The following is a 12,110-nucleotide window of genomic DNA, read 5'->3' as shown; positions in this document are numbered from 1 at the left end:
TTTGTTCAACTTCGTGGGGGCAGTCCAAACCGTGGTTTGTCCGCGAACAAGCCTGCCCAATACCCGCCTCAATCCGCGATAAAACTCACCCGCACCTTCAGCCCACCGTTCGCCCCATCATGCAGGCTGATCTGCGCCAGATGGGCGCGGCAAATCTCTCCGACAATCGCCAGCCCCAAGCCACTGCCCTGGGCACTACGCCGATAGAACCGCTCGAACACCCGTTCGCGTTCAGCCTCGGGAATTCCCGGTCCGTCATCCTCGACCTCAAGGACCGCTGGCGCCAATACCCGCAAAATGACATTACCGCCCGCCGGGGTATGGGCCAGGGCGTTGTCCACCAGATTACTCAGCAGCTCGTTGAGCAGGGTCGGCTCGCCCTTGAGCCATACCGGCGCCTCGGCTTCCAGCGCCAACGCCACTCCACGGTTGTGCGCCAGCGGCGCCATGGCCATGCCCAGCTCTCGGGCCAGCTGACTCAGGTCCAGACGCTGTGCGCCCCCTTCGGCGATCGCCCTGGCGCCATTTTCCACCCTGGCCAGCGATAGCAGCTGGTTGGCCAGATGGGTCAGGCGATCGGTGCCTTGGGCTGCGCTTTCCAGGGTCTGGCGCCACACCTCTGGCTGCGACGAGCGCAAGCCCAGTTCGACACGAGCCTTGAGCGCGGCCAACGGGGTCCGCAGTTCATGGGCCGCGTCGGCGATGAACTGCGCCTGGCGTTCGAACTGCCCGCGCAAGCGTTCGGTGAAGTGGTTCAACGCCCGCACCAGAGGGCCCAGCTCTCGCTGCACCTGCACCACCGGCAACGCGCGCAGGTCATCCGGCTGACGCTCTTCGACCGCTGTGCGCAAGCGCTCCAGCGGGCGCAGGGCGGCACTCACGGCGAACCAGACCATCACCAGGGCCCCCAAGGCCAGCATGCCCAGGCGCAGCAAAGTGTCGGCCATCAACCCGCGGGCCATACGGACCCGCGCTTCTTCGGTCTCGGCCACGCGGATCTCGGCCATACCGTTCATGTTCGGCTCGCTGACCGCCTTTAGCAGGCTGACCACACGCACGTCCTGGCCCAGGTAGGTCGCATCGTAGAAGCGGGCCAATGCCGGATAGTCGTCGGTTCGCGGCGTACCCGGTGGTGGCGGCGGCAGGTTCTCGTACCCCGAGATCAGCCGCTGCTGGATATCCAATACCTGGTAGTAGATGCGCCCGGCGCTGTCGTAGGCGAAGGTATCCAAGGCAACGTAAGGCACGTCGGCACTCAACGAACCATCACGCTGTGACAGACCTGCGGCAATGGTCCGCGCCGAAGCCAGCAAGGTGCGGTCGTAGGCGGTGTCGGCAGCTTCACGGCCGTTCCAGTAGGCGCTCAGGCCGCTGGCCAGCATCAGCACCACCAGCAGCAAGGCCAGGTTGCCCAACAGCCGGCCACGCAGGCTGCCATTGTCACGCATCGCGGTGCTCGAGCAGGTAACCAAGGCCACGGAAGGTCACGATCGCCACCGGATGGCCATCGAGCTTCTTGCGCAAGCGGTGGACGTAGATCTCGATGGCGTCTGGGCTGGCCTCCTCGTCCAGGCCGAAGACCTGGGCCGCCAGCTGCTCCTTGCTCATCACGCGACCCGGGCGGGCGATCAGCGCTTCCAGCACGCCCTGCTCTCGCGAGGTCAGGGTCAGGTTGTCCTCACCCAAGGTGAAGCGCCGAGTGTCCAGGTCGTAGACCAAAGGCCCGCAACGCTGCTGACGCTCACCGCCGAGCACACTGCGGCGCAGCAACGCCTTGACCCGCGCCTCCAGTTCGGTCAGTTCGAACGGCTTGGCCAGGTAATCGTCGGCGCCCAGGTTCAATCCGTGGACCCGGTCCTTGACATCGCTGCGGGCGGTAAGCATCAGCACGGGCAAGGTCTTGCCTCGGCTTCGCAAGCGCGCCAGCACCTCGAAGCCATCCATGCGCGGCAGGCCGACATCCAGCACCGCAACGGCGTATTCCTCGCTGGCCAGGGCCAGGTCGGCGGCTACGCCATCATGCAGAACGTCCACGGTCAGGCCTTGGCTTTTCAGCGCTTGAGCCACGCTTTCGGCCAGTTGCAGGTGGTCTTCGACCAGCAGCACACGCATCGGATTCTCCCTGCTCGGGTTTGACGGTGGCGCGGAGTGTAACGCCGTCGCACGACCTGTGTAGCCCCCATTCACAAACCTTTCACGCTGAAAGGTTAGCGAAAGGTTCGTTGCCTAGCATCGCACCACGGTCGCCCCACGCGCCGAAAAAAGCACCAGCAAGGTGCAGCCGATAAGAACAATAAACGGAGTCATCCTCGATGCTGTCATCGCAGCCGCAGGCGTTCGCGCCTACCCGTTACCTGTCCGCACGTCCAAGCGCCATCGCCAGCGCTCTTGCCCTTGCCGGTGTCGCACCGATGAGCCAGGCCGCTTTCTTCGAAGACAGCACGGCCACCTTCGAAACCCGCAACATGTACTTCAATCGCGATTTTCGCGATGGCACCAGCGCGCAACAATCCAAGCGCGACGAATGGGCCCAGGGTTTCATGCTCAATTTCGAGTCCGGCTACACCGAAGGCACCGTAGGCTTCGGCCTGGATGCCTTGGGCATGCTCGGGGTCAAGCTCGATTCCAGCCCTGATCGCACCGACACCGGCCTGCTGCCCACCCACGACGATGGCAAGGCCGCCGATGAGTACTCCAAGCTCGGCCTCACCGGCAAGATCAAGGTCTCCAAGACCGAACTGAAGGTCGGTACCCTGATTCCCGAACTGCCTACCCTGCAGCCCAATGACGGGCGGATCCTGCCGCAGACCTTCGAAGGCGGGCTGCTGACTTCCAAAGAGATCAACCACCTGACCTTCACCGGCGGGCGCCTGGAAAAGGCCAAGGACCGTAACGACACCAACTGGGAAGACCTCGCCCTCAACAACAAGAACGGTCGCTTCGGCGGTACCTTCTCCGCCGACAACTTCGACCTCGCCGGACTCGACTACCAGTTCACCGACCGCATCACCGGCAGCTACCACTACGCCCAGCTGGACGACATCTACCGTCAGCACTTCCTTGGGATGGTCGCCACTCAGCCATGGGGCCCAGGCACCTTGGGCGCCGACCTGCGCCTGGCGGTGAGTGACGACCAAGGCGCAGCCAAGGCCGGCAACATCGACAACACCACCGTCAACGGCATGCTCAGCTATGCCCTGGGCGGGCACAAGGTCAGCGCGGCTTACCAGCATCTGTCCGGCGACAGCGCCTTTCCTTACGTCGACGGCGCTGACCCGTACCTGGTCAACTTCGTCCAGATCAACGACTTCGCCGGTGCCGACGAGCGCTCCTGGCAGGTGCGCTACGACTACAACTTCGCCGCGCTCGGCATTCCCGGCCTGACCTTCATGACCCGCTACATCAATGGCGACAACGTCAGCCGCGCCGATGGCAGCGAGGGCAAGGAGTGGGAGCGCAACACCGAATTCAAGTACGTGGTACAAAGCGGCCCGTTGAAGAACGTCGCCGTGCGCCTGCGCAACGCCACCTTCCGCTCCAACTTCGCGCGCGATGCCGACGAAGTGCGGCTGCTGGTGAGCTACAGCGTAGCCCTGTGGTAATCCATAACAACAACGCTCACGGAGATCGACGATGACCTTTTCAATGCGCCACCTCGTCCTGGCAACCGGCTGCCTGCTGTTGGCCGGCAACGCCCTGGCCGCCGAACCCAAACGCCCTGAATGCATCGCCCCGGCCTCGCCCGGCGGTGGTTTCGACCTGACCTGCAAGCTGGTGCAGAGCGCGCTGGTCGAGGAGAAAATCCTCAGCAAGCCCATGCGCGTGACCTACATGCCAGGTGGCGTCGGCGCAGTGGCCTACAACGCCGTGGTCGCCCAGCGCCCGGCCGACGCCGGCACCTTGGTGGCCTGGTCCAGCGGCTCGCTGCTGAACCTGGCCCAGGGCAAGTTCGGCCGCTTCGACGAGAACGCCGTGAAGTGGCTGGCGGCGGTCGGCACCAGCTATGGCGCCATCGCGGTGAAGAGCGATTCGCCCTACAAGACCCTCGATGACCTGGTCGCGGCCCTGAAGAAAGATCCAAGCAAGGTGGTGATCGGCTCTGGCGGTACCGTGGGTAGCCAGGACTGGATGCAGACCGCGTTGATCGCCAAGGCGGCCGGCATCAACCCCCGCGATCTGCGTTACGTGGCCCTGGAAGGGGGTGGCGAAATTGCCACCGCGCTGCTGGGCGGGCATATCCAGGTCGGTTCCACCGACATTTCCGACTCCATGCCGCATATCCAGAGCGGTGACATGCGCATCCTCGCGGTATTCGCCGAAAACCGCCTGGACGAGCCCGAGATGAAGAACATCCCTACCGCCAAGGAACAGGGCTACGACATCGTCTGGCCAGTGGTGCGCGGCTTCTACCTCGGCCCGAAGGTCAGCGACGAAGACTACGCCTGGTGGAAAGCCTCGTTCGACAAGATGCTGGCGTCCGAGGATTTCGCCAAGCTGCGTGACCAGCGCGAGCTGTTCCCGTTCGCCATGACCGGTGAAGAGCTGGACGTTTACGTGAAGAAGCAGGTGGCTGACTACAAGTCGCTGGCCAGGGAATTCGGCCTGATTCAGTAACTCATCAACGCTGTTTCACCCACCTGTGGGAGCGGACCTGATCCACTCCCACAGCGGCCGCGTTCTACGAGGACTCCCTGATGATCCTGCAACGCCTCTTCGCCTTGGTCCTGCTGGCGGTGTGCGCCGCCCTGGCCGTGATGGCCTGGCCTTACCAGGCTGCATTTTCCTATGAACCGGTGGGCCCGCGCGCCTACCCCTTGCTGATGCTCGGCCTGATGAGCGTCGGCCTGCTGTACCTGGCTATCCGCCCAACGCCCATCGTGCGCAAGGACGACGAACCCGAACTGGACCGCGAAACCCTCACCAAGATCGGCTTGTGCATTGGCCTGTTGCTGGTCTTCGCCAGCACCTTCGAGGCCTTGGGCTTCATCCTCAGCGCCATCCTGGTCGGCATCCCCATGGCCCGCCTGTACGGCGGCCGCTGGCTGCACAGCGCCATCGTGGTGGTGGGCATGAGCCTGTTCCTCTACTGGCTGTTCGACCGTGTGATGGATGTGCCCTTGCCCCTCGGCCTGCTCGACGTACTGGAGAACTGACACATGGATACCTTGAGCTACCTGGGCCAGGGCTTCGGCGTGGCCCTGAGCCCTTACAACCTGGTGACCGCCCTCACCGGTACCCTGATCGGCACGGTGGTCGGCCTGTTGCCGGGCCTGGGTCCGATCAACGGCGTGGCCCTGCTGATTCCCATCGCCTTCGCCCTCGGCCTGCCGCCGGAGTCGGCCCTGATTCTACTGGCCGCGGTCTACCTGGGCTGCGAGTACGGCGGCCGGATCAGTTCGATCCTGCTGAATATTCCGGGCGAAGCCTCCACCGTCATGACCACCCTCGACGGCTACCCGATGGCCCGCCAGGGCTTGGCTGGCGTGGCCCTGTCGCTGTCGGCGTGGAGTTCGTTCATCGGTGCCTTGATCGCCACCTGCGGCATGGTGCTGTTCGCGCCGTTGCTGGCGAAATGGGCAATCGCCTTCGGGCCGGCCGAGTATTTCGTGCTGATGGTGTTCGCCATCGTCGCCCTCGGCGGCATGGCCGGTGACAAACCGCTGAAGACCTTCATCGCGGCACTTATCGGCTTGTTCCTGTCGGCAGTGGGCATCGACGCCAACAGCGGTGTATACCGCTTCACCGGCGACAGCGTGCACCTGGCCGACGGCATTCAGTTCGTGGTCCTGGTGCTGGGGCTGTTCTCGATCAGCGAGATTCTCCTGCTGCTGGAGAAGACCCACCACGGCCACGCCGCGGTCAAGGCCACCGGGCGCATGCTGTTCAACTTCAAGGAAGCCGCCTCGGTGTTCGTGGTCAACATCCGCTGCGGACTGCTTGGCTTCATCATGGGCGTGCTGCCAGGTGCGGGGGCAACCCTGGCCAGCGCGGTGGCCTACATGACCGAAAAACGCATCGCGGGTAGCTCGGGCAAGTTCGGCAAGGGCGATGCCCGAGGCCTGGCAGCCCCGGAAACCGCCATCGGCGCTTCGTGCTGTGGCGCGCTGGTGCCCATGCTGACCCTCGGCGTACCGGGCTCGGGAACCACGGCGGTGATGATCGGCGCACTGACCCTGTACAACATCACACCGGGCCCGCTGCTGTTCGAGCAACAACCGGACATCGTCTGGGGTCTGATCGCCTCGCTGTTCGTCGCCAACATCATGCTGGTGATCCTGAACATCCCGATGATCCGCCTCTTCACCCGCATCCTCGCAGTACCGAACTGGGCACTGGTGCCGGTGATCGCGATCATCACCGCGATCGGCGTATACGCCGTGCACGCCACCACCTTCGACCTGTTCCTGATGGTCGGCATCGGCATCATGGGCTACATCCTGCGCAAGCTGGACTTCCCGCTTTCGCCGATCCTGCTCGGGTTCATCCTCGGCGGCCTGATGGAGCAAAACCTGCGCCGCGCGCTGTCGATCTCCAACGGTGAACTGGGCATCCTCTGGTCGAGCCCCATCAGCATGGGTGTGTGGGTACTGGTGGTGTGCATGTTGGCCCTGCCGCTGGTGCGCATCTGGCGTAAACGCAGCCTGCAGCGTCGGGCCATGGCCGATGCCTGATCGGCAGTTCCCTCTGTTCTGGGCAACCGGGCTGGTCGGGCTTGCTGGTGGCTTTCTCGCCAGCACGATCGGCTGGCCTTTGCCATGGATGGTCGGCTCGTTGCTGGCGATCATCCTGGTGCGCTGCCTGACGCCCTGGCAGCTCGCGGAAATCCCTAATGGCCGCAAGGGCGGGCAATGCATCATCGGCATCGGCATCGGCCTGCACTTCACGCCGGCGGTGGTCGAGCAGGTCAGCAGCCATTTTGCCTTGATCTTCTTCGGCGCACTGCTCACCACGCTGTCCAGCGTGATTGGGGTCTGGATGCTGCGCCGCACCGGCGAGGACCGGGCGACGGCGTTCTTCGCCAGTATGCCGGGCGGCTCCGGGGAAATGGTCAACCTCGGCGCACGCAACGGAGCCGTGCTCAGCCAGGTCGCTGCGGCGCAGAGCCTGCGGGTGCTGGCCGTGGTGCTGGTGGTGCCGGCGCTGTTCAAGTTCCTGCAGGGGGATGGCATACCGCTCAATCATGCCGGCAGCGTGAGCTGGAGTTGGCTGGCCCTGATCGTGCCACTGAGCATCTTGGCAGGCCTGGCCTGGCAGCGCTTACGTCAACCTAACCCCTGGTTGTTCGGGCCATTGTTGGTCGCGGCAACAGTCAGCCTGGCGGGCAATCTGCAAATCGCCCTGCCCAACGGCGCCAGTCAGATCGGCCAATGGCTGATCGGCAGCGGCCTGGCTTGCCACTTCAACCGTGCGTTCTTCCGCCGGGCACCGTCGTTTCTCGGACGCACATTGATTGCCACGGCGCTGTGCATGCTTATTGCCGGAAGTGCGGCGTGGGCCTTGAGCGTGATGACCGGGCTGGATTTGCGGTCATTGACGCTGGGGATGATGCCCGGTGGGATTGCCGAGATGAGCTTGACGGCCGAGACCTTGCAGCTGTCGGTGCCACTGGTGACGGCCTTGCAGGTGATGCGCCTGCTGATGGTGCTGTTCCTGGCAGAGCCGTTGTTCAGATTGTGGAAGACTTGAGCGCGCCCGGGCCTCATCGCCGGCAAGCCGGCTCCTGTGCGGAGCGCGTCGCCTCTGTAGCAGCCGGCGATGACCCTGTTCAAAGTGGCGGCAATGCCCAGTTGATCGGCACCAACCCCCGCTGCTCGAGGAAGCTGTTGGCCCGACTGAAATGCCCACACCCAAAGAAACCGCGATAGGCCGACAACGGCGACGGATGCACCGACTTGAGCACCAGATGCTTGGTACCGTCGATCAGCTTCTGCTTGCTCTGGGCATGCGCGCCCCACAGCAGGAACACCACATTCGGGCACTGCTCGCTCACCACCTGAATGATGCGGTCGGTGAAGAACTCCCAGCCTTTCTTGGCATGCGAAGCCGCGTTCGCACGCTCCACGGTCATGGTGGTGTTGAGCAGCAGCACGCCCTGCTCGGCCCAGCTTTGCAGATAGCCGTGATCAGGGATGGCGATGTTCAGGTCGCGTTGCAGTTCCTTGTAGATGTTGACCAGTGACGGTGGTGTCGGCACGCCCGGCTGCACCGAGAAACACAGACCATGGGCCTGGCCTGGGCCGTGGTAAGGATCCTGGCCGAGAATGACCACTTTGACCTGCTCCAGCGGGGTGGAGTTGAGCGCATTGAAGATCAGCGGCCCCGGTGGGTAGATTTCCTTGCCGGCCGCGTACTCCTGGCGCAGGAACTCGCGCAGCTGGTGCATGTAGGGCTGGTCGAATTCGCCACGCAATGCGGCTTTCCAGCTGGGTTCGAGTTTGATGCGATCGTCGTCAGTCATGGGGCCATCCGTAAACAATGGCGCGACACTAGGTAAGCCGCCCCCCCTTGTCAATCAGTCCGACCGGCGACCGGCATGATCGGCAAGGCAAGCCATACTTGTGCGATGACCTGTACGAGGTAGCACATGTCCATTCATTGCGAGGTACTCACCGGCGCCGACGGCGCCCGTATCGGCATTGCCACGCTGGATGCCCCCAAGGCGCTCAATGCCCTCAATCTACCGATGATCGAGGTGTTGGCTGAACACCTGCATGCCTGGGCCCACGACCCTGGCGTAGTCTGCGTATTGCTGCGCGGCAGCGGGCCCAAGGCGTTCTGCGCAGGAGGCGACGTGCGGGCGCTGGCCCAAGCCTGCCGCGAACACCCAGGCAGCGTCCCACCACTGGCAGCGACCTTCTTCGCCGCCGAGTACAGCCTCGACTACATGCTGCACACCTACCCCAAACCCCTGCTGTGCTGGGGCCACGGCCATGTGCTCGGCGGCGGCATGGGGCTGCTGCAGGGCGCCGGGGTACGTATCGTGACACCCAGCAGCCGCCTGGCGATGCCGGAAATCAGCATCGGGCTTTATCCGGATGTCGGCGCCAGCTGGTTCCTCGCCCGTCTGCCGGGCAGGTTGGGGCTGTTCCTGGGGCTGACCGGCGCACCGATCAACGCCCGCGACGCGATTGACCTGGGGTTGGCCGACCGCTTCTTGGGCGAACACCAGCAAGAAGCCTTGATCGAGGAGCTGCTGCAACTGAATTGGCAGGAACAGACCGAACTGCAACTGAACAGTCTGCTCAAGGCCGAACAGCATCGAGCCTGTGCCGAGTTACCCGAGGCGCAGTGGTTGCCGCGCCGACGAATGATCGACGAGTTGCTCGACGTGGCCGACCCCGCGAGTGCCTGGCGTGCGCTTGAGGGTCTGAAACAGCATTCGGACCCACTGCTGGCCGAAGCAGGCCAACGCCTGCACGAAGGCTGCCCGCTGACCGCGCATCTGGTGTGGGAACAAATTCGGCGCGCGCGGCATCTTTCCTTGGCCCAGGTTTTCCAGATGGAATACACCATGAGCCTCAACTGCTGCCGGCACCCAGAGTTCAGCGAAGGCGTACGTGCCCGTCTGCTGGACAAGGACAACCAGCCACACTGGCACTGGCCAGACATCGCACAGGTGCCCTTGGCGGTGGTCGAGGCACATTTCGCCAAAGTGTGGGAAGGCCGGCATCCATTGGCCGACCTGGCCTAGCACCCTGGTGTTCGGGGCTGCAGTGCAGCCCCTGCAGCAAGCGATGGAGCTGAATCACCGTTGCCAGTTGCGGTCCCCTCCGCGGCCACGGTCCGGCCGCCGGTCACGGTCACCGTGTCCGTTCGAATGCCACCGCTCGTTCTGGTAACGCTTGCTGTCATTGCGGTAGTCGTGACGATCGCGGTCACGCCCATCGTCATAGCGCTGGCGATGGCCATAGTCGAAGCGAGGGTTACCATGCCACTGGTTCACACCCGGACGGGGATGAGGCCTGTAGTACGGTGCAGGCGCTGGCCGGTAATAGCGTGGCGCTGGCTGATAGTAGTAGCGCGGTTGTGGCGTTACATAGTAGCGGTCATAACGGTAGTACCCCGGCGACACGTAGCGATCGGAGGAGTAGTAATCCGAGCGGTAATAGCCCCCACTCTCGTAGTAGGGCACGCAGGCGGACGTCATCAGGCCCAGCAGGGCGATCAGCAGAATTCGATAGGACATGGCGGCCTCCTGGACCGCAGGGGTGCCCGAACAGCGGCGCTGGCGAGCGTCGACGAGAAGCGATCGTCGACAACCAATAAGACCGTCCAGTCGGGGTGCAGTGCCATTTTCGCAACAAATTGAAACAGGTCCGAGTACCCCCAAAAAAGATGCAGTCATTTCTCGGGCATCTCACTAGAATGGGCAGCTCGGCACACATCACGGGACGATCATGCCTCCACGCTCCGCCCTGTTTTCACAGCGCTCGCTGATCCTCACCCTGCTGGTGCTGCTGGCCTGCGGCTTCCTGGCCACCTCGCTGCTCAGCTACTACTCCTCGCGTAGCGCCATCCATGACGGAATCGTCCATACCGAACTGCCGCTGACGTCCGACACGGTCTACTCGGAAATCCAGAAAGACCTCATTCGCCCTGTACTGATCGCCTCGATGATGGCCCAGGACACCTTCCTGCGCGACTGGGTGCTGGCCGGCGAACAGGACACCCGGCGCATCACCCGTTACCTGGGCGAAGTCATGGGCAAGCAGGACACCTGCACCTCGTTCTTCGTCTCCGACCGCAGCCTCACTTACTACCAGGCCAAAGGCGTACTCAAGCAAGTCCAGCCCGGCACCTGGCGCGATGAATGGTATTTCCGCCTGCGCGAGCTCAAGGCCCCTTACGAGATCAACGTCGACCTGGACATGGCCAACCAGGACAGCCTGACGGTGTTCATCAACTATCGCGTGCTGGACTACCAGCAACGCTTCATCGGCGCGGCAGGTGTGGGGCTCAGCGTGGCGTCGGTGGTCAAGCTGATCGACAACTACCAACGGCGCTATCAGCGCTCGGTGTTCTTCACCGATGCCCAAGGCAAGATCCTGCTGACCGGCTCCGATGGCGGTCCTCATGGCTTGCGCGTCGGACAGATGCTCGGCGACAGCGGCGACTTCGCCGCGCTGCTGGCGCAAGCCGCGGTGCCTGACGAAGGCAGCCACGAATATCAGGATGGCGCTGGACACAGTCACTTCCTCAACGTGCGCAAACTGCCTGAGCTGGACTGGTACCTCCTGGTGGACAAGCGCGAGACCGGCACGCTGGACCGCGTCCGCCATGCTCTTTACCTGAATTTGGCGATCTGCGCGATGATCACCCTGGTGGTGCTGTCGTTGCTCAATGCAATGCTCCAGCGGCACCAGGCCAGCACGACCGCGTTGGCCACGCTCGACAGCCTTACCGGCCTGCCCAATCGACGCAGTTTCGACCTACTGGCCGCCCAGGCATTGCTGGAAGCCCAGCGTGACCGGGCGCCACTGGTGGCGCTGCTGATCGACCTGGACCACTTCAAGGCGCTCAACGACACCCACGGCCACCTGGCAGGCGACGAAGTGTTGCGCCAGTTCGCCCAGGTGCTGCAAGGCAGCCTGCGCCAGTCGGATATAATCTGCCGCTGGGGCGGTGAGGAGTTCATCGTGTTGCTGCGCGAGGCCAACGGTCGCCAAGCCATCGAAGTGGCCGAGAAGATCCGCCGACGCACCGAACAATTGACGTTCACCTACGAAGACCAACCGCTACGCCTGACCACCAGTATCGGCCTGGGCAACCTTCAGCCGGGCGACACCGTCCATACCCTGCTGACCCGCGCCGACCGAGCGCTTTACCGTGCCAAGCAGGCCGGTCGCAACCGCGTCTGCACTGAAATCCCCGGATCCGACCATGAATGACAAGCAGCACTGCCCCGCCTGTGGCGCCCCCAACCAGTGCACCTTGGCCGATCCACGCAGCGCCACCCAGGCTTGCTGGTGCTTTGGCGTGGCCATCGACCCCGCCGTGCTCCAGGCCCTGCCCGCCGAGCTGCGCGACAAGGCCTGCCTGTGTCCACGCTGTGCCGGTGTTCTGGCACAACTCGAAGCAGCGCCCGACTCGCCAACGCGCTAGACTGCCCC

General features: G+C 63.8%; 12 protein-coding genes. 8 read left to right on the top strand and 4 right to left on the bottom strand.

Annotated features, from left to right (window positions below):
• Positions 1-68 precede the first annotated feature (68 nt).
• Positions 69-1,448 (bottom strand): two-component system sensor histidine kinase TctE, encoded by a 1,380-nt coding sequence (gene tctE, locus IF103_RS05120; RefSeq protein WP_023378958.1) that lies wholly within the window; start codon positions 1,446-1,448, stop codon positions 69-71.
• Entirely contained in the window at positions 1,441-2,112 is a 672-nt protein-coding gene (tctD, locus tag IF103_RS05115) for a two-component system response regulator TctD (protein WP_027908113.1), read from the bottom strand. Before tctD ends, tctE begins: the two co-directional genes overlap by 8 nt.
• A gap of 200 nt (positions 2,113-2,312) precedes the next feature.
• On the opposite strand from tctD, the gene IF103_RS05110 reads away from it, so the two are divergent.
• The 5 genes from IF103_RS05110 (at position 2,313) to IF103_RS05090 (ending at position 7,686) form a co-directional block, all read left to right on the top strand.
• On the top strand, positions 2,313-3,602 hold the full coding sequence (locus IF103_RS05110) for an OprD family porin (protein ID WP_023378954.1): 1,290 nt from the start codon (positions 2,313-2,315) through the stop codon (positions 3,600-3,602).
• Positions 3,603-3,633: 31 nt separating this feature from the next.
• Positions 3,634-4,614, top strand: a complete 981-nt coding sequence (locus IF103_RS05105; RefSeq protein WP_023378953.1) for a Bug family tripartite tricarboxylate transporter substrate binding protein — start codon at positions 3,634-3,636, stop codon at positions 4,612-4,614.
• A gap of 80 nt (positions 4,615-4,694) precedes the next feature.
• Entirely contained in the window at positions 4,695-5,153 is a 459-nt protein-coding gene (locus tag IF103_RS05100) for a tripartite tricarboxylate transporter TctB family protein (RefSeq protein ID WP_023378952.1), read from the top strand.
• 3 nt (positions 5,154-5,156) lie between these two features.
• Entirely contained in the window at positions 5,157-6,671 is a 1,515-nt protein-coding gene (locus IF103_RS05095) for a tripartite tricarboxylate transporter permease (RefSeq protein ID WP_023378951.1), read from the top strand.
• Positions 6,664-7,686, top strand: coding sequence for an AbrB family transcriptional regulator (locus tag IF103_RS05090; protein ID WP_202675912.1), 1,023 nt, complete (start codon positions 6,664-6,666; stop codon positions 7,684-7,686). Before IF103_RS05095 ends, IF103_RS05090 begins: the two co-directional genes overlap by 8 nt.
• 79 nt (positions 7,687-7,765) lie before the next feature.
• On the opposite strand, the gene ung is transcribed toward IF103_RS05090, so the two are convergent.
• Positions 7,766-8,458 (bottom strand): uracil-DNA glycosylase, encoded by a 693-nt coding sequence (gene ung, locus IF103_RS05085; protein WP_023378949.1) that lies wholly within the window; start codon positions 8,456-8,458, stop codon positions 7,766-7,768.
• Positions 8,459-8,584: 126 nt separating this feature from the next.
• Here ung and dspII point away from each other — a divergent pair, with 126 nt between their 5' ends.
• Entirely contained in the window at positions 8,585-9,691 is a 1,107-nt protein-coding gene (dspII, locus tag IF103_RS05080; RefSeq protein ID WP_023378948.1) for an enoyl-CoA hydratase/isomerase DspII, read from the top strand.
• 54 nt (positions 9,692-9,745) lie between these two features.
• On the opposite strand, the gene IF103_RS05075 is transcribed toward dspII, so the two are convergent.
• Entirely contained in the window at positions 9,746-10,186 is a 441-nt protein-coding gene (locus IF103_RS05075) for a hypothetical protein (protein ID WP_023378947.1), read from the bottom strand.
• 211 nt (positions 10,187-10,397) lie between these two features.
• On the opposite strand from IF103_RS05075, the gene IF103_RS05070 reads away from it, so the two are divergent.
• Together IF103_RS05070 and IF103_RS05065 are read left to right on the top strand one after the other, a co-directional pair.
• Positions 10,398-11,888, top strand: a complete 1,491-nt coding sequence (locus tag IF103_RS05070; RefSeq protein ID WP_023378946.1) for a sensor domain-containing diguanylate cyclase — start codon at positions 10,398-10,400, stop codon at positions 11,886-11,888.
• Entirely contained in the window at positions 11,881-12,102 is a 222-nt protein-coding gene (locus IF103_RS05065) for a cysteine-rich CWC family protein (RefSeq protein WP_023378945.1), read from the top strand. Before IF103_RS05070 ends, IF103_RS05065 begins: the two co-directional genes overlap by 8 nt.
• The last annotated feature ends 8 nt before the right edge of the window (positions 12,103-12,110 follow it).

It is taken from the genome of Pseudomonas sp. SK2, from assembly GCF_016772395.1.
Lineage (GTDB): Bacteria > Pseudomonadota > Gammaproteobacteria > Pseudomonadales > Pseudomonadaceae > Aquipseudomonas > Aquipseudomonas taiwanensis.
Note: the sequence above shows the minus strand (reverse complement) of the source record. Positions and strands in the feature narration are given on the sequence as shown.